Origin of the sequence: Lysinibacillus sp. FJAT-14222 (assembly GCF_001278875.1) — a bacterium.
Lineage (GTDB): Bacteria > Bacillota > Bacilli > Bacillales_A > Planococcaceae > Lysinibacillus > Lysinibacillus agricola.
Window position 1 is genome coordinate 155,980 of the sequence record NZ_LIYL01000024.1, and the last position, 19,391, is coordinate 175,370.

17 protein-coding genes are annotated in these 19,391 nt (G+C 38.0%); 2 read left to right on the plus strand and 15 right to left on the minus strand.

The window, feature by feature from the left end:
* Positions 1-144: 144 nt before the first annotated feature.
* The 9 genes from AN161_RS12810 to AN161_RS12840 form a co-directional block, all read right to left on the minus strand.
* A complete protein-coding gene (locus AN161_RS12810; RefSeq protein ID WP_053594747.1) occupies positions 145-384 on the minus strand; it encodes a hypothetical protein in 240 nt (79 codons plus the stop codon).
* A 66-nt stretch (positions 385-450) separates the two neighbouring features.
* The gene (gene fadH, locus AN161_RS12815; protein ID WP_053594748.1) at positions 451-1,218 is read right to left on the minus strand and encodes a 2,4-dienoyl-CoA reductase; all 768 of its coding nucleotides are present in this window, start codon (positions 1,216-1,218) and stop codon (positions 451-453) included.
* Between the two features lie 15 nt (positions 1,219-1,233).
* On the minus strand, positions 1,234-1,527 hold the full coding sequence (locus AN161_RS29655; protein ID WP_158003021.1) for a hypothetical protein: 294 nt from the start codon (positions 1,525-1,527) through the stop codon (positions 1,234-1,236).
* The gene (locus AN161_RS28845; protein ID WP_143114785.1) at positions 1,524-1,958 is read right to left on the minus strand and encodes a hypothetical protein; all 435 of its coding nucleotides are present in this window, start codon (positions 1,956-1,958) and stop codon (positions 1,524-1,526) included. The genes AN161_RS29655 and AN161_RS28845 overlap by 4 nt, the downstream gene beginning before the upstream one ends.
* Positions 1,959-2,060: 102 nt before the next feature.
* Positions 2,061-3,245 (minus strand): iron-containing alcohol dehydrogenase, encoded by a 1,185-nt coding sequence (locus AN161_RS12820; protein WP_053594749.1) that lies wholly within the window; start codon positions 3,243-3,245, stop codon positions 2,061-2,063.
* A 16-nt stretch (positions 3,246-3,261) separates the two neighbouring features.
* Entirely contained in the window at positions 3,262-4,023 is a 762-nt protein-coding gene (locus AN161_RS12825) for a 3-hydroxybutyrate dehydrogenase (protein ID WP_053594750.1), read from the minus strand.
* 11 nt (positions 4,024-4,034) lie between these two features.
* A complete protein-coding gene (locus AN161_RS12830) occupies positions 4,035-5,351 on the minus strand; it encodes a Na+/H+ antiporter NhaC family protein (RefSeq protein WP_053594751.1) in 1,317 nt (438 codons plus the stop codon).
* A gap of 64 nt (positions 5,352-5,415) precedes the next feature.
* A complete protein-coding gene (locus AN161_RS12835) occupies positions 5,416-6,936 on the minus strand; it encodes a CoA-acylating methylmalonate-semialdehyde dehydrogenase (protein WP_053594752.1) in 1,521 nt (506 codons plus the stop codon).
* A 15-nt stretch (positions 6,937-6,951) separates the two neighbouring features.
* Entirely contained in the window at positions 6,952-7,845 is an 894-nt protein-coding gene (locus AN161_RS12840; protein ID WP_053594753.1) for an NAD(P)-dependent oxidoreductase, read from the minus strand.
* A gap of 527 nt (positions 7,846-8,372) precedes the next feature.
* Between AN161_RS12840 and AN161_RS12845 the strand changes: the two genes are divergently transcribed.
* Positions 8,373-8,987, plus strand: coding sequence for a TetR/AcrR family transcriptional regulator (locus tag AN161_RS12845; protein ID WP_053594754.1), 615 nt, complete (start codon positions 8,373-8,375; stop codon positions 8,985-8,987).
* Between the two features lie 366 nt (positions 8,988-9,353).
* Here the strand turns inward: AN161_RS12845 and AN161_RS12855 are convergent, their stop codons facing one another.
* The 6 genes from AN161_RS12855 to AN161_RS12880 form a co-directional block, all read right to left on the minus strand.
* Entirely contained in the window at positions 9,354-11,360 is a 2,007-nt protein-coding gene (locus AN161_RS12855; protein WP_053594756.1) for a GGDEF domain-containing phosphodiesterase, read from the minus strand.
* Positions 11,361-11,389: 29 nt separating this feature from the next.
* The gene (locus AN161_RS12860) at positions 11,390-13,546 is read right to left on the minus strand and encodes an RNA degradosome polyphosphate kinase (RefSeq protein ID WP_053594757.1); all 2,157 of its coding nucleotides are present in this window, start codon (positions 13,544-13,546) and stop codon (positions 11,390-11,392) included.
* On the minus strand, positions 13,536-15,089 hold the full coding sequence (locus tag AN161_RS12865; RefSeq protein WP_053594758.1) for a Ppx/GppA family phosphatase: 1,554 nt from the start codon (positions 15,087-15,089) through the stop codon (positions 13,536-13,538). The genes AN161_RS12860 and AN161_RS12865 overlap by 11 nt, the downstream gene beginning before the upstream one ends.
* Before the next feature lie 277 nt (positions 15,090-15,366).
* Entirely contained in the window at positions 15,367-16,269 is a 903-nt protein-coding gene (locus tag AN161_RS12870) for a chemotaxis protein (RefSeq protein ID WP_053594759.1), read from the minus strand.
* A 219-nt stretch (positions 16,270-16,488) separates the two neighbouring features.
* Positions 16,489-17,817 (minus strand): MFS transporter, encoded by a 1,329-nt coding sequence (locus AN161_RS12875; RefSeq protein ID WP_053594760.1) that lies wholly within the window; start codon positions 17,815-17,817, stop codon positions 16,489-16,491.
* A gap of 432 nt (positions 17,818-18,249) precedes the next feature.
* Positions 18,250-18,567 carry a helix-turn-helix domain-containing protein gene (locus AN161_RS12880; protein WP_053594761.1) on the minus strand — a complete coding sequence of 106 codons (318 nt, stop codon included), beginning with the start codon at positions 18,565-18,567 and terminating at the stop codon, positions 18,250-18,252.
* A gap of 158 nt (positions 18,568-18,725) precedes the next feature.
* On the opposite strand from AN161_RS12880, the gene AN161_RS12885 reads away from it, so the two are divergent.
* Positions 18,726-19,118: a DoxX family protein gene (locus tag AN161_RS12885; protein WP_053594762.1), complete on the plus strand. Its 393-nt coding sequence runs from the start codon at positions 18,726-18,728 to the stop codon at positions 19,116-19,118.
* Positions 19,119-19,391 lie beyond the last annotated feature (273 nt).

Here is a 19,391-nt window from a genome sequence, read left to right on the forward strand (position 1 = left end):
ATTATTTTAGCATTTTGAACAAAACTAAGTATCGAAAGTGCACATATTTACGGGGAGTTTATTTTACCTGGGCTCAATGGAAATATCTTCATTCAGCCATTTTATTGCTCGCAATAATATAAGCTGAATGAAGAAAATGTTTATTTAATAGCCGGTCTTACTCCAGTAATAAAAAATCATTATCCCTAAAAAAAGCAAAAAAATGATATATACCCAAACAATTGGATTTAGCATTGTGGCATATTCTTCAACTGTTTCAGAAATCGGCGTATCATTTTCTGACTTCCGTTCAGACGTCATTTTGGCAATTTTCAGCGTGGACACAAGCGAAATGACAGAAATAATCGTAATGGCAATAAGAGCCGGTATTAACCACATACCCATAGGCAAAACTCCTTTCTTTAGCCTTAGTATGCGTCAACCCAGCTCCACATTATGCAATTTTTTTATTTAGAATGGATATTGATTGAGCCATTGCCCGCCATCAAGTGTCACACATTCACCGTTCATATAGCTTGCCTTATTAGACATCATAAATGTTGCTAAATCAGCTATTTCTTCAGGAGTACCTGTTCGACCTAACGGGACAGAGTCTAGCGTACGAGCTGCAGCAGCTTCTGACTCCCAGAGCTTATCTGCACCACCAGTGCGCTCAATTGGACCAGGTGCAATTGCATTTACTCGAATCCCATATTGTTTTCCCCATTCAACAGCTAACGTTCTAGTTAATGATAATACGCCTGCTTTAGCTGCTGCTGAATGAATAACACCAGCCCCGGCATTCCAAGCGTAAGTCGCGACCATATTAAGAATAGATCCTTTAATATTATTTTGAATCCAATACTTACCAACTGTTGAAGAACAGAAGAATGTCCCATTTAACACAATATCAACAACAGCCTTCCAGCCATTTGGTGATAAATCCTCTGCACGCACTATAAAATTGCCAGCCGCATTATTTACAAGCCCATCAACCTGTCCAAACTTTTCAACAGTAAATGCTAGCATTGCCTCTGCATGCTCAGGCACCCGAACATCCATTTGAAATGTTTCAATCGTTTTTCCAGCCTCTAAAATAAAGGCTTTCGCCTCTGCTAATCGCTCCTCGTTACGACCTGTAATGACAACATTTGCCCCTTCAGCAACGAATTGCTTCGCCATATAAAGCCCCATACCACTTGATCCACCCGTAATAATAATTGTTTTCCCCTGCAACATTTAAGATTTCCCCCTTCACAAAATGAATGATGATTCACTTAAAATTTTACTATATTTTCTCGTATATGTCATATTAATTCTGCAAAACGATGTATAGTAGCGAAAGGATGAAAGGTGACAACTATTTATGTATTCAGGGGATTTTTTTGTTGCGCGGGTATTTGCTCTTCTTCCGCGGGTATTTGCTTCTCTTCCGCGGGAATCCTCCTTCGCGCAGGTATTCGCTTCTCTTCCGCGGGTATTCTTCCTTTGCCCGCAGGTATTCACTTCCCTTTCGCGGGTATTTGCTTCTCTTTCGCGGGTATTCACTCCTCTTTCGCGGGTATTTGCTCTTCTTCCGCGGGTATTCGCTTCTCTTCCGCGGGTATTTGCTTCTCTTCCGCGGGTATTCGCTTCTCTTCCGCGGGTATTTTTGCCCGCAGGTATTCACTTCCCTTTCGCGGGTATTTGCTTCTCTTTCGCGGGTATTCACTCCTCTTTCGCGGGTATTTGCTCTTCTTCCGCGGGTATTCGCTTCTCTTCCGCGGGTATTTGCTTCTCTTCCGCGGGTATTCGCTTCTCTTCCGCGGGTATTCTCTTCCCTTCCGCGGGTATTTGCTCTTCTTCCGCGGGTATTCGCTTCCCTTCCGCGGGTATTCGCTTCCCTTCCGCGGGTATTCGCTTCTCTTCCGCGGGTATTTGCTTCTCTTCCGCGGGTATTCGCTTCTCTTCCGCGGGTATTCTACTTTTGCGCCATCCACAACTTTTGGTGATGAACCAAATAAATTGATTTAATCAATAAAAATAGTTTACAAATTACATATGGTTGGTAACTCTATTTTAGACAGTTTCTTCTCGAATTCCTAAAACTCATAATGATAAGCAATTTTATAAAGTTCCATTAACTCTTCCTGTGTTGGTACCTTAGGATTATTTCCAGGGCTACCGCTGGCAATTGCATCAGCTGCCATTTTTGGAATAGCTGCGTAAAAGGCTTGTTCATCAATTCCCAATTGTTTCAAATTCCCTATATCCATCTTCTTGCACATTTTCTTAATTGAAACAATAGCTAAATCGGCAAGCTCTTCTTGAGATAGCAGCTCATTATCTTTATTGAAAAATTTACCTAAATCCGCCAGTCGATCGACACAAGCATCCTTTGAAAATTCTAATACTGCTGGCAAGAGCATGGCATTTGAAATACCATGTGGTACATGGAAGAGCGCTCCTATTGGACGAGACATACCATGTACTAAAGCAACAGAAGCATTGGAAAATGAAAGACCTGCTTGCATTGAGCCTATTGACATGGCCTCACGAGCGTCAATATCATTACCTTGTTCATAAACTTTTAAAATATTATTGACGATTAACTCCATTGCTGATAATGCAAGTACATTCGAATAAGGATGTGCCAAACGTGATAAATAGCTCTCAATAGCGTGACTTAATGCGTCAATACCGGTTGCCGCAGTAATGGCGGGTGGAGATGTAACCGTTAAAATTGGATCAATGATTGCTATGTTTGGCATAAATGCAGGCTGCTTAATCATCATTTTCACTTCATTCTTCGTGTTAGTAATGACGGTTGCATCCGTTGCTTCTGAGCCAGTTCCTGCTGTTGTCGGTATTGCAATATGTGGGATCGGTACTTGCTCAGCTATTTTTGCCATTTTCATATAATCGCCAATATAGCCACCATTCGTTGCAACTACTGCAATTGCTTTTCCTGTATCGATACAGCTCCCGCCACCGACAGAAATAATAATATCGCAACCCTCAGATTGTAAAATATGAAGTCCCTCTGCTACATAAGTATCCACGGGTTCCGTTGTTACGCCTAAATATGAAACCGCTTCCAAACCACTAGCTCTTAATAAAGTGCTACATTGATTAACAAAGCCTAAACTATCCATGATCGGATCACTAATGATAAGAGCCTTAGTCCCCAATTTTTTTGCATGGACACCTACTTCTTCAAAAGAATCTCGTCCATAAACGATCGTTCCTGGCGAATGAACCGTATAGATTGTTTTTGTTTGAATCATATCTAATCCTCCTAAGCTATTGTGCTGTATAACCGCCATCCAAAAGTATTGCTTGACCTGTTATACCCTTTGCCATATCACTAGCTAAATAAAGCGCAAGTCCTGTAACTTCCGATACATCTAGTAAGCGTTTTTGAGGAACGAGTGGATATAGCACCTGCTCAAGCACTTCCTCTACTTGAATGCCCCTTGTCTTTGCCAAATCCGTAAACTGATTACGTACTAATTCTGTATCGACATACCCTGGACAAATGGCATTCACGGTTATCCCTTCAGTTGCAACCTCCAGTGCCGCCACTTTCGTTAAACCGACAAGTCCATGTTTGGCTGCATTGTATCCAGCTTTACCTGCAAACCCAATAACGCCATTAATAGATGCCATATTAATAATGCGTCCAAATTTATTTTTCTTCATATGAGGTAACGCGTATTTCATTGCTATAAAAGGTGCAACAAGCATCACTTTTTGCATGGATTCAAAGATTTCTGTCGCGAAATCCTCGATAAGAGAGACATGCTGAAATCCTGCGTTGTTAATTAAAATATCTATTGTCTTATACTTTTTAACTGTAAAGTCAATCGCATCACATATTGCCTGTTCATTCGTAACATCACAGGTGTATGCAGTTAATTGCGGATTGTGTTGAATTGCCTCCGCCAAAAGCTGTTCATTAATATCTGTTATCACGACATTCGCTCCCTGCTCAGCAAACGCTAGTGCCATGGATAACCCGATACCACGGGCTGCTCCAGTAATAAAAACTATTTTTCCTTTCACGCAATACCCTCCTACATTCCTAGTGAGAATAATATGATAGCGATTAACGTACCTATGATAGGTATAATGACAGTTAAAGCACCAAATGGCATATAAGCATCTTTATGCTTTTCATTGCATACCGAATTGATAGTTGTTACTACATAACCACCATGTGGCAATGAATCGAGAGAACCTGATGCAATAGCAATTGTACGGTGCAATGCCTCCGTATCAACTCCCATGTCAATATAGTGTGGAGCAAGTAAAGGCAATGCAATTGTTTGACCACCCGAAGCCGAGCCTGTTAAACCTGCTATTACAGCGATGGCTAACGCACCGCCAATTAATGGACTTCCAGGAATATTAGTCATGACGTCAACAGTTGCCAAAAATGATGGTGTAGCTTTCACCACACCTCCGAAACCAACTACAGCTGCCGTATTAGCGATTGCTACAACGGCCCCCATAGCACCAGCTGCTAGTGTCGCACCGACAGACTTTGAATATTTATAGCTCACTAGATAAGCCATAATACATCCGCTCGTTAATGCTACAATTAAGGCTGAAGTTCCTAGTGATTCGTGAAACACAAAGGAAATGCCTAAAACTACTACTAGTGGTACAATACTTAAAATTGGACTTGGAAGCTTACGAGATTCATCAACAACTGGATCAGTAGATCGTTCTATAAATATCTCTCCATTTTTTACTGCACGTTTGATCATCCAATTTAGCCATAGTGATCCACCAGTAGCCATAAAAATTGCAACAATTATACTTACTGCCCATCCAGCATATGGCGTTGTACCAAGGTATGGAATAGGAATCCAGTTTTGAATTTCCGGTGAACCTGCCGAGGTCATCGTAAAGGTTACAGAACCTAAACCAAGTGCAGCAGGAATAAAGCGACGAGGAAAATTAGCTTGCTTGAATAAACTGATAGCCATTGGATAGACAGAAAAGGCTACGATAAACACTGAGACACCACCATACGTTAGTACTGCTGCTGCAGCTACTACTGCAAAGGCTGCATATTTCACTCCAATTTTTTCTACAATCCATTTAGAAACACTATCAGCTGCTCCCGTATCTTCCATTACCTTTCCAAAAATGGCTCCTGCCATGAACATTAAATACCATGAACCTACGAATCCAGTGAACCCATCCATATAACTTGTTAAGAAGTTAGCTTGATTCTCATCAGCTGTTTGTGGAAAAAATGCTAGACCATTCGTTACGGCCGCTATCAATGCAGTCAATGGTGCTGAAATTAGTAAATTTACGCCCTTCATTGTTAAATACACAAGTAAAGCTAAACTGCCAAAAAGCCCAATGTATTCTAACATCCCCATCCTCCTCTTATGCTTTTAGAAAAAAAGAGCTGCAAAAGAATACAGCTCTTCATTTGTATTAGTCGTTATTACTTGGGAATGCAAACGTAGATGCTGTCGATGCTTGACCTGTCATCCAACGCTCTGATATTGTTTTTGTTTTTGTGAAGAAGCGTGCCTGATCTGGACCAAACATATGCCCTTCTCCAAATCGAGAACCTTTAAATCCAGCAAAGTTATGGTAACCAACCGGAATTGGAATCGGCACATTGACACCTACCATGCCAACATCTATTTCTGTTGTGAATTTACGTGCTGCTAGGCCATCATTCGTAAAGATTGTGACACCATTTCCAAGCTCATGCTTATTAATAAGTTGGATTGCTTCATCCAATGAATCAACACGAACAACATTACGAGCTGGACCGAATATTTCTTGTTCATAAATTTCCATGCCTGGTTTTACGTTATCTAGCAATGTCGGCCCTACAAAGAATCCTTTTGACTCTTTCACAATATCAAGATTTCGACCATCACAAATAACTGTTGCACCTTCAGATTCACCTCGATCGATAGCAGCAATAATCGCTTCCTTCGATTGCTGTGAAATGACAGGGCCAAAGTCTGTCTCTGGATTTGTATATGAACCAACCTTCAAGTTAGTGATTTTCTCCTTTAAGATTTCAACAAGACGATCTGCTGTATCCTTTCCAACAGGCATAATCGTAGAAATGGCCATACAACGTTGAGAGGCCGCTCCATATGCTGCACCGATAAATGCACTGGCAACCTGTTCAAGATCTGCGTCCGGCATGACAACCATATTATTTTTTCCTCCACCAAGTGCTGTAACACGTTTACCATATTTTGAACCTGTCTCGTAAATGTATTTAGCAACTGGCGTTGATCCTACAAATGAAATCGCTTGCACAATTTGGTTTTCTAAAAGTTCATTGACAGCATCTTTATCACCATTCACTACTGTCCAAACTCCATCTGGTAATCCAGCCTTTTTCCAAAGCTCACTAATATATAATGCTGTCATAGGAACTCGTTCGGATGCTTTTAAAATAACTGCATTACCGACAGCAATAGCCATACTTGTTTGTGCTAACGGCACCATAATCGGGAAGTTAAATGGCGAAATGGCCGCTACAACACCTAATGGATATTTTGCTGAGTAGGCATTAATTTGACCCCCGACATTGACCGAGTACTCACCTTTCATTAAATGGGGTGCACCGATTGCTAAGTCCACAGACTCCAAACCACGTGTAATCTCACCTTTTGCATCCTCAATCGTTTTACCACTTTCTATACAAATAATTTGTAAAAGCTCCTCCATATTTTCAGTAATGAGGTTACGGAACTTTAATACAATCTCTGCACGTTTAGCTACTGACATATCACGCCATTTTGGAAATGCCGCCTGTGCCTTATCGATAGCCTCTCGAGTTTCTTCTACAGTTGCAAGTGGAACCTTGGCAATAACCTCACCAGTCGTTGGGTTAAATACTGAACCGAAGCGTCCACTTTTCCCTTCTACTAATTCCCCACCAATAAAATGCGTTAAAGTTTTAACCTCTTGTGCTGTTGTCATAATTCTAGTCCTCCTTTAAAATTGTTCAATTTTACATTTTTCTTTTAAACTTAAATAAGCGGCAGACATATCATTTTCTCCATAGCCCTGCTGAGAAATATCACTATATAGATCCACTAATTTTTCCCCGATTCGAAGTGGAACCCCTGCTTCTTCTGCCATATTTTTCGCTAGCTTCAAATCTTTTAATAATAGATTTGTAGAAAAACCTGGCTGATAGTTTTCGTTTTTCATATACTCTACGTAATTACGTTCATAAATACGGCTTTGACCATAGCTATTGCTTAATACGTCATACAGCGTATCTGCATGGATACCCATTTTCTCACCTAGTACAATTGTTTCAGCGACTGCCTCTGTATAGAATCCAATCATTAAATTATTAAGTAATTTAATACGTGTACCTACACTTGGAGATGTACCGAGATGATAGACGTTTTTTCCGACTATTCGGAATATTCCAGACCCACTTTGATAATCTTCTTTTTCACCACCGACCATGATTGTAAGTGTTGCATGAATAGCCCCTATAACGCCCCCACTAACAGGTGCCCCAAGATAACGTAATCCCAATGATTGTGCTTCTATATGTAAGGAATCATTTAATTCGGGATTTACCGTACTAAAGTCTATTAATAAACTTCCTTTTTTAGCATGGTGCATTATACCCTGCTCAGAACTATACACTTGTCCCACTATTTGTGGTGTCGGCAAGCTCGTCATGATGATATCACTTTGCTCAGCAACTTCCCTTGCTGTTGCAAGTCCAACTCCACCTTCTGCTTTAAATTGTTCCATTGCTTGTGAATTCGTGTCAAAGCCATAAACCTTATAGCCTGCCTTTAATAAATTAATCGACATTGGTAACCCCATATTGCCTAAGCCGATAAAACCTAATTTCTCCGTCATTTTGACCTCCCCCGTTCCTTGAAAATCCGATGAACACTAGCCAACTCTACTCTTTTATCGTAACATTAATAACAAGATTTATTAGCTGACCACAGTCATTGACTCCGGTCACTTAAATCATAATCAAAATAAATCCATCTCGTCAATTAAAATATTTTATATTTTCAGAATAATCTTGTAAAAAAATATCTTGAAATACTTAAATTTGGCTCATCACCATAAGTTATGGATGACATTTGTTAAGACGCACCTATGTATATAAGCTGATTGGAGTGGAGGTTGAGCGACTCCTTGGGGATTAGCGTCACAGAATGAGACCCTGGAGCGAAGCGAGTAGGAGAACGAAGGCTAAAAGCATCACGTTCTGTGATAACGCCTTCGTGACCAACATCCTGCCGCTACGTTGCACTACGCTTTCGCACAAAAAACATTTGTTGCCCCGACGCCCCCAGGTAAGCGCCCAGTCGGAACGGAAATCAACCACACGTTATGGTGATGAGCCTTAAATTTGGAGGAATTATCGAAATATGAATTCACTAACTAGTCGACAATTAAAAGCATTAGAAACACGGGAAAAATTACTAAAAACATCATTAGACCTATTTAATAAACATGGATTTGAGCATGTATCTGTTGAGCAAATTACTAAAGCATGTAATGTATCAAAGGGAACGTTTTACACCCACTTCCCGTCCAAGTACGATGTTATTTTAGAAAAATTTAAAGAGCTTGATAGTTTTTATAGCACTGTGGAAAAAAATATTGATCGCACTTTACCGGCAAGTGAAAAAATTTTATTACTCTATCAAGAACAAATGAAGTACTTAACAAATGTTGTTGGAAAAGATTTATTGAGAACAGTCTATACTGCTGCGATGACAAATCAAGTGGAACAAGATCATTATTTAGTAAATCCACAACGAATGATTTTCCAAATTATGAACACTTATATCGAAGAAGGTATTCGACTTGGAGAGTTTCGTCAAGATTTGGAGGTTAGTCAATTTCAAGCAATTATTCAACGCTGTATGCGTGCAAATGTTTATGATTGGTTAATTCATAATGAAAATTTCGATTTAGCTGCTGAGATGGCACAATTTACATCTATCGTGTTAGATGGATTGAAAGTAGAAAATAAATAGCTCATTGTAGAAGGGTGTGTATAGGTGGAAACTGCTTGCGTTCGGGTGAAGTCATATTCTGCTCCGGTTGTATCTCCTTTCGCTCAGGTAACCGGAAGTAATGATCAGGTAAAGCCTTGATTTGAGCGGGTGGCCAGGTGAAATGATCGGGTATTGCCCTTATTCGATCAGGTTGCACTGATGTTCGCTCCGGCCGAATCCTTTTCCGATCAGGTTGCACTTGGGTTCTTCTACTTTTCGCTTGGCTGAGTTTCTTTCCCACTCGAATTGCGCCTTCATTCGCTCAAGTAAATCACTTTGCTCAAACTCTACAAAAAAATAGCACTTCATCCAATCCGGAATGAAGTGCTACTTGATCAGTTTTCATTAACTAACAAAATATTTCTCAACAACGGTTTCTACAGGTAATGGCTTGTTATATAAATAGCCTTGCCCTTTTTGACATCGATGGCGTTTTAGAAAATCGACCTGTGACGGCTCCTCGATTCCTTCAGCAACGACCTCTAACCCTAAATTATGGGACATTGAGATAATGGCTTTGATGATGGCCTCATTTTTATCATCTTTTGTAATATCCGCAATAAATGATTGATCTATTTTTATGATATCTATCGGATAACGTTTTAAATAGCTTAAAGATGAATAGCCAGTTCCAAAATCATCAACCGAAACATAAACACCTAGCTGCTTCAATTCAGTTAATATTGAAAATGTTTCATGGACGTTGGTCATGGAGCTTTCGGTAATTTCAACCTCTAATAATTCAGGTGGCACATTATACTTTTTCAAGGCAGCTTTAATTTTCCGAGCGAAGTTTTCTTTTCTAAATTGTTTTGGTGATATATTAACGGCAATTCGAACTGGTCGATAGCCTTTCATTTGCCACTCTTTTTGATAGCGACATACCTCGTCAATAATCCAATCACCAATTTCAATTATTAAGCCTGATGCCTCTGCAATGGGTATAAACTGTGCAGGTGACACAAAACCAAATTTGCGATTATTCCATCGTAATAATGCCTCGAAGCTATTTATGCTGTTATTTGTTAAATCCATTTGTGGCTGTAAATGAATACTTAGCTCATTAAATTCGATGGCACGACGTAAATGCGCTTCCATTAATGCCTCATTTGGAAAAATAGTTGTCATATCTTCACGATAGTAACGGTAGTGTGATCGCCCATGCTCTTTTACAGAGAATAATGCTTTATCTGCTTTACGTACAAGTGTTTCTAAGTCCTTGCCATCTGCAGGACTAAGTGAGATACCGATCGACACGCTTATAAAATATTCCTGCTCATCTATCATGAATGGCTGTTTTAGTGCGTCTAAAATAGCGTTAGCCGTATGTTCAATTTTGTTGATGGTTGCATCTTTTAGAACAAAAATAAATTCATCGCTATTATAACGATAAAGCGAGCATTTGGAGTAACAGAGCTCACGAAGTCTATGACTAAACATCCGCATAAGTTCATCACCCTTACTTTCACCAAGGGATTCATTAAACTTTTTAAAGCGATCAATATCCACTAAAATAAGAGCTGCTTGCTTTTTTCCATGCTTTTTATCATTTAAATGATGTAACCAATGCTCCTTAAAAGCTTTGCGATTCCAAACACCCGTTAATTCATCCATTAATGCTAGGTAATAAAAGGCCTCATGATCATTCATAAATGAAGTAGCATCTTTCACAAATAGATGTACACCAATAATTTCACCATTAAAATACGTTGGATGCGTTCTTAAATAAAATGGTTCTTTACTTAGCAATTGGCGCTTAAATAAGCATTTTGGCATACCAAATGCTGAGCCCTCAACAGTTTTTGCAAATAGTAATTTAAATTCGTTGATATACTTACTCTCTAATAATGAAAAAATATTTTGTCCTATCAAGCTGTGATGCTCGTTTGACAATAGAGAAGTGGCAATAACGTTTTGATGAATAATGCGACCTTGTAAATCAGTTGTTAATACCGGACTTACGTGCTGTTCCACAAATTGCAAATAGGGTTCCTCTTCATTTTGTTTCTCACGTAGAATAACTGCTACAACTGATTTTTCTAAATGCTGTACATGAACAAAAAATGTTTTTACTTTGTGTTCAGTACGTATTTTTAGCCTTTGGTCCATATTCAATTCTTGTTGTAATATATTCGATAATTGCAGCCAGCAATGCTCCGTAAAAAAATGTTCTGCATTGGTGGCTTTCACATCCTGTAGCTCAATAAATGACGGTAGCTTATCGTTAAAGTTAACGATTTCAAACGCTTTTGTTTTAACTTTTCTCAAACATACGACTGCATCAAATGGATTAAGTTGTATGACTTGATGATAGTCTGCAAATTGCGCTACACTCTCTTTATATTTTTTCATTATATCCCTCACTAAGTAGCGTGTTTGCTTTATTCTTCGTCTAGCGTAGGTTTAAGTGCATCTTTTAAGAAAATTTCCTGACTATTAATTGGATCTTCACTACGATCAAAATCTTTGTAATGATATTTTCCATTTGAGTCTTGAATACGAGCTTTTGCTTTATCCTCAAGTTGTGTATTCATGATGTTAATAATACGGGCTTTTGCTTCACTTGCATATACAGGGAATAGAATTTCTACACGTTTAATCATATTACGAGTCATCATATCTGCAGAAGATAAATATACTTTATTTTCCCCATTATGATGGAACCAATAAATACGAGAATGCTCAAGGAAACGACCAACAATACTTGTTACTGTTATGTTTTCACTAATTCCAGGGATACCTGGTCTAATACAACAAATACCACGAATGATAAGCTCTACTTTTACACCTGCAATGGATGCCTCATATAGCTTCATCATTAAGTCTTTGTCCGTCAGTGAATTCATTTTAGCTCGGATAAAACCATTGCCATGCTTCTTATGACAAGCAATTTCCTCATCCATTAACCGGATAAATTCATCTCGAATATCAAACGGGGCCACGACTAAGTGATTAAAAGCTGGCTTCTCTGTATAACCACTTAAATAGTTAAAGAAATTAGTGGCATCAATGCCAAATTCCTTATCTGTCGTTATTATACCCATATCTGTATAAATTTTTGCAGTTGCATCATTATAATTCCCTGTTCCAAGATGTACAAAACGCTCAATTTTTCCATTTCGACGACTTACAACAAGTGTTATTTTCGAGTGTGTTTTTAAATTGTTCATACCGTAAATAACAAGGCAGCCAGCTTGCTCCAGTTGCTTTGCCCAATGAACATTATTTTCTTCATCAAAACGTGCTTTCAATTCAACTAAAACTGTTACCTGCTTACCATTTTCTGCTGCGAACTTTAATGCTTGTATAATGGGTGAATTACCACTTACACGATATAATGTTTGTTTGATTGCTAAAACGTTCGGATTGACTGCCGCTTCTGAGATAAAATCTACGATAGGCACAAACGACTCATATGGGTGATGGAAAAAAATATCTTGTTGCAGAGCTTTTTCAAAAATATTTTCATCCGATTGCAAATCTAATGGTGGCTGCGGGATAAAGCTTTCATATTCTAAATGTTCTCGACCAATAGATATGCCTTTTACAAACGAGAACATAAATGTTAAATCTAGCGGTCCATCTATATGAAAAACATCCGTTTCTTCAATTTCAAATTCATCTAGTAAGTATGTAAGAACTTCCTCACTCATCTCGCCCTCACGAACTTCTAGACGACTGCCTAAACCCCATCTACGTTTTTTCAGTTCTTTTTCGATTTCTACAAGTAAATCTCTTGCGCCTTCTTCATGAATTGTTAAATCAGCATTACGTGTCAAACGGAAAGCCTGTGCTGACTTAACACTGTATCCATAAAAGAGCTTTTCTATATGCGCTGCAATGACGTCCTCTAATAAGACAATTACAGTTTCTCCGTCTGCTGATGGTACTTTAATATAACGATCTAAGACAGATGGTACTTGTACAATCGCTACTTTTTCACGACTCTCTAAATCCGCTTCATCTTGCTCTAATAATACAAGTAAATTTAATGTTTTACTGAACAAAGTTGGGAAAGGACGATATGCATCTACAGCTACGGGTGTTAAAACAGGGAAGATTGTTTCTGCAAACATTTCATTGACAAACGCTTTTTGTGTACTATTTAAGTCTTTCATGTCTGCTATATGTACATTATGTTGTGGTAATAAATCATATATTAAATGTCTGTATACTTCAGTTTGACGGCGCACTAATGCCTGAGTACGCTCTGCAATTTTCGCTAATTGCTCTTTTGGTGTTAGGCCCGACTTATTTTCAGGCTTATGGAAACCTGCACGTACCTGATCCTGTAGACCTGCAACACGTACCATGAAAAACTCATCTAAATTCGAACTAAATATTGCTAAAAATTTTAGACGTTCTAGCAGAGGATTATTAACATCCTCTGCTTCCTCTAAAACTCGTTCATTGAAGGCTAGCCAGCTTAATTCACGATTATTATAGTATTGCGGCTTGGCAATTTCCTCTAATAATCGACCTTGTGTTTCTGTTGATTCCTCTTCTTGTAACTGATTATTCGTAATTTCAGTTGTCATAATTGTTCAACCCTTCTTCAATAAAGTTTATTTTTATAGGTATCTTTAGTGCGCGTTCTAGATGTTTTTTATGTCGGTTTGCTTGATATTTTTCTGCGGCAGCGTTGTTTTTTACATAGATACTAAGCTGCACATAATCCTCTTCTGTCTGCATCTCAATGGCATGTACAATCTTTCTTTTTGACACATTTAACGCATAGACAAATTTTAAAAGTGCGCCAAAGTCTCGTATTTTACGATACTCCTCACGACTCAGCCATTCTGTAAAAGGAGCAGCGAATCGTTGATAATAATCTTTATTTTTATATGAGGCTAAAAGTGCTAATTTCACACGTTCCTTATGATTCAGCCCATCAATAGATTGGTTCGCAATTAAATAAAAAGTATGCTGACTTGCAGAACTTAACTCAATATACTCTCCAATATTAAAAACTTTCGCCGCTTTCGTTAATAATTGTAAATCTTTTGGATTATATTGTGAATAACCAAGATGGCAACACTCACGGTATAATTGATCCGTTAAATTCCTCAAATAGTCTACTTCTTCTTCAGTTCGACCATACTGACGAGCCAATCTTCTTGCGTTTCCCTCAAACACATTGTACTTATCAAACGCACTTTCATCTGTTTGCAAAATACGCTGTATAATAAGTCCCTCACGCAATCCGTTCTTTGTTATCTGGAACAACTCACTGCCAACAACCTCCATTAACACACTGAAAACTTCTAATGCAGGGACAATGATATCGGCACGATCCGCCGAAAGCCCATCTAACTGTTTCAACTCATTAAAGCTTAAATTACCTAAAAATACACTGAGCTCTTCTAAATTTTCCTTAGTCATTTCGTAACCATGTACACTTGCGATTGGATATACATGTTTTTGTTGATGAATTTGAGCAATATTTCGGGCACTACCACCAATAGCGATAATTGGTAAATTGATATCCTGAATCCAGGGAAGTGATTTGAACTGTTCTTTAATAAATGCAATGAGTTCCTTTTTTTCACTGCTATTCATAATGTCTCCCTTTACAAAACGTTGCTTTAAAGAAACTGTACCAAAAGGAAAACTATGAGATTTCTGTAGTTCTTTATTTTCAAAAAGTGTTATTTCTGTACTACCGCCACCAATATCGATCGTTACAGCGGACTTTGTGCCTATTGAATGCGCTACAGCAACAAAGCCATAATATGCCTCTTCTTCTTCAGTTAAAAGCTCTATTTGAATACCTGTCCGATCCTTCATTAAGGCAATTATTTTTGCTTTATTGGTCGCCTGACGGATTGCAGCTGTTGCAGCAGCTTTCACATCAGTCACTTCAAAATCATCAAGCATTGCTTTAAAAGTCAATAATGTATCTGTTAATACTTGTATACCCTCTTCAGACATTTCACCAGAGGGCTGTAAATATGTACGTAAACGTGCAACCGTTTTAATATTTCCAATCTCACGAAGTCCCTCTTCTTTATCGTATCGATGCAATACTAATCGAATGGTGTTAGAGCCAATATCGATGATAGCCGTTTTTAATTCATTCAAATAATCACTTCCTTAACGCGTACATGCCATATTATTATCGGTTCTATATCTTTTTCGGTAGGAGTGTCGCGACATCCATTTCCATGTGGATACCCAACTAATAGACCTTATTATTGTGTTCCTAGCATCATAATCTATACAAAAAAATCGGAACCTAAAAAGGCATCCGATTTTCTTAAAATTATTAATATACTTTCAGGATACCCATTATTAATATTGTGAAGTACCTTTTCCAACTTTATTCATCTTAAGCGTTCACTCTTGGTAAAGCTTCATTTTATAGGATAAGCTGGTCTACTCGTAAAATAAGCTCTGCAATTTCAGGCTTACTAATTTGATCCTCTGCACCTACTTGGTCGCCTTTATGACGAAGATCATCCGTAATTAAGCTTGAAAAAATAATGACAGGAAGCTTTTGGAGATCTGGATGTTCCTTAATTTTACGCGTTAAATGATGCCCATCCATTTGCGGCATTTCTATGTCCGTCACAACTAATTGAATATGCTCAGACACATCGCTACCACCTTTGACGACGGATTCGAGGTATTCATAAGCATCACGGCCATTCTCAAAGAATTCTACATTTTCGTAACCTGCTTCATTCATAGTATCGAATAATAGCTTACGTAGTAATGGTGAATCTTCAGCAATTAAAATTCGTTTTTCAGAGCGATCACGTTTACCAAGCTTTTTAACAGATTCTACACTTATACCAGAATCCGGATTGATATCTACCATAATTCTTTCGAAATCAAGCAATAAAATCATTTGCTCATTTTGCTTAATAACACCAATTACTTGTGATGTTCCTCCTTGATACATATCAGAAGGTTTCTCGATTTGATTCCATGAAATACGGTGAATTTGTGTAACGTTATCTACATGGAATACTACGCGCTGTTTATTAAACTCAGCTACAATATATTTTTGCTGAGGATTACGCTCTGTACTTTGAATACCCAATACTCGGAGCATATCAACTACTGGTAAAACCTCACCTCGTAATTGAATAATCCCTTCTACATGCGGGTGCGCGTGTGGAATAAATGTTACTGGAATCGGTTGAATAATTTCTTTCACTTTAATAACGTTAATACCAAATTTATTGTTAGCTACTTCAAATTCAACAATTTCTAGCTCATTTGTGCCACTCTCTAATAATATTCCTTTATGTTCCAAAGCAACCCCGCTCCTTTCTTTCCAACTTCTATTTATAATTCAATTGTATCATAGGCAATACATTTCTCCTACTTGCTTTTTCCATTTTTATCATTGACTTGGCTCATCACCATAACGTAGAGTTGATTTCCGTTCCGACTGGGCGCGTCCGATGAGCCGCTAATCCCCAAGGAGTCGCCCAGCCTCCACTCCAATCAACTTATAGACATGATATACGTTTTAACAAATATCATCTCCAACTTTTGAGCCATTGACCTTTAGATGTACCAATAGGCCAATTACTGTCATCACAATTAATGTCGATAACGCAACACGACTTGCTAGCGTTCCGTAATCTTTCATCCATAATGTGACCGTTCCGTAGACTGCTGGCCCAATAATTGAAGATACTTTACCCGAGAATGCAAACAAGCCAAAAAATTGGCCACGTTTTTCATCTGGAGACAATTCAATAATATACGTTCTAGATGTTACCCACATTGATCCTAGTGATATGCCGAACATACTACCAGCAAGCCAGAACATCCATTGCTCTGTTGCAAAGACAGCAAATGCTAAAGCGACAATCATTAATAGTGCCACCACAGTTATCGCTCGTTTAGCTCCAATTGCTTTTGTAATATAACCAAATGCAAGCGAGCCAATAATTGTTGAAACAGTAGATACTAAATAAAGCACGATAAATTGCCCCGATGTAAAGCCTACAATCGTTGTAGCATATACAGCCATCATTGCAATAGTTGTTGCAATTGCATCATTTAAAAAGAAGTAAGCAATCATAAAGGTGAAAATAGCTTTATATTGCTTCATGTCCTTAAATGTTTGAACAATTTCCTTATAACCATCTAAAAATTTAATAGGCTTTCGTTGAGACGTTGGAATCGGTGTATCTTTATTAATAAAAAATAATGGCAAAGAAAATATTAAATATAAAATGGCAGTTGGAATAAATGCTCGATGGAAATCACTGTTTCCTACATACAAATAAACAAGTAACCCCAAAATTGTACCTAAATAGCCAATCGCTACCCCATATCCAGAAATAAGGGGCATTTCCTCTTTCGTCCCTAAGTCTCCCATCATAGAATCATAGAACACTAGACTTGAATTAAAGAAAAATTTCGCAATGACAAAACTAGCTACAACTAAAAATAAACTAAGTGGCACACCTGAATAATTTGTTGACGTCTGTAGATTCGCAAAAACACCCATCATAAAGGTAAAGAAGATGGAAATAGATGCAAACCACACGATAAATCTCTTTTTATAGCCAGTATTATCAATCCATACGCCAAAGAGTGGTGAAAAAATAACGAGGAAAAAGCTAGCAATGGCATTTGCATACGAAATAAACGTGCTCGCCACCTGCTGCATTACCTCATTCGTCCCTAAAACCTCATCCATATAAAATGGGAAAAATATTGTATTAATATTTGAAGAAAATATTGTATTCGCAAAATCATAAAACGCCCACGATAAAATTGGCAGTGATAAATAAAGAGCTAACTGACTTCGATGTTGTACGTCTACTGCTGAACTCCGCTTCATAAAACCCCCCTCCCCATTCTCTATACTATTAAATAAATTCCCCTCTGTAATAAAAAATTCCCTTTATTTAAAGAAAATTAATACTATTTACAATATACAAGCAATCGCACTTCACTAACACTCTAATATGAACGAATCTTCTCCCTCTCTAAGGACTACTAAAGATTTACTTAATACTCATTAATTTAGGGTTATAGGACTATTGTTAAAGGAGTATTATCTAGAACTTTGTTTTAGCAATGCAGTAATTCTTATACCTCCATCATAAAAAAGCTCATCACCAAAAGTTGGAGATAATATTTGTTAAAATGTATGCCATTTATATAAGTTGATTGGAGTGAGGCATGGCGACTCCTTGGAAATTAGCGCCACGTTATGGTTATTAGCCTAAAAAAAAGATACCCAAGCCCCCTCGCTTGGATATCCATTGCACTATTCTTCCGTATTCACCCACATGGAAGACCATTGTTCTATTGCTTTAAGGACCGGTGTAAGTGCATGTCCTTTTTCTGTTAGCTCGTATTCGATCACTACTGGTGTTGATGGAATAACTGTACGTTTTACAATTTGCTCAATCTCTAATTCTTTTAATCTCTCCGTTAACACACGACTGCTAATACCCAACTGATTTTTAATTGTTGAGTATCGTTGAGGCCCTTCTAATAACTGATAAATAAGCAGAGTGTTCCAGCTATGATTTAATATTTTGAGCGCCTTTTCAAATCGTGGACAAATTTTTTTTTGATCCAATTTACCTTCCTCCAAAAGTATTTTGTTCTTATATAACAGTATATCATTTTTTCGAAAATAAGTTTCAAAAATAAAATTTAGTTACTTGACAAAACTTGTTTTTAAAAATAAACTAAGTTACGAAATGTAAGTTGGAAAACAAAAGGAGTTATTAAACTATGCAACATATCGGTTCAACTATTTTACGTGTCGTACTCGGCATTATTTTTGCCACTCATGGCTTTCAAAAGTTTCAGGGTGGTATCGGCTTCACAGCTGATTATTTTGACGCCATTGGTATTCCAGGCTTTATGGCATATATTGTTGCCATTATAGAACTAGTCGGTGGTGTTGCAATTATTTTAGGCTTAGGTACAAGACTTTTTGGCGCTTTATTGACAGTGACAATGATTGTTGCCATTTTTACAGCGAAGCTTAGCGTTGGCTTTATCGGCGCAGATGGCTTAGCTGGATATGAATTAGATTTAGCTTTAGCCGCAATTGCTTTATACTTTGCACTTGCTGGGGCATCTAGTTTTTCTTTAGACTCAAAACTTTTTGGTAAAGAGTAATTCTTCCGTAGCCTTCTACTGAATGAAGACATAAGAAAACCCGAAGTTCCATAAGATGGCACTTTGGGTTTTCTAAAATTAGAACTCTTCAGTTTTTTGTGTTTTTTCTATTATGATTATCACAATTTGTAAGAAGTCTAACATTTTTTGATAAACCTATCAATTATGCCTCGGCATAATTGCGTCCGGAATCGGCTTAGTGCTTAGGCCTGCGTGATGCAGGTCAGTTAGCCGTTATCGCATGGATGCGATGATTTTAGGCTAACATCCTTT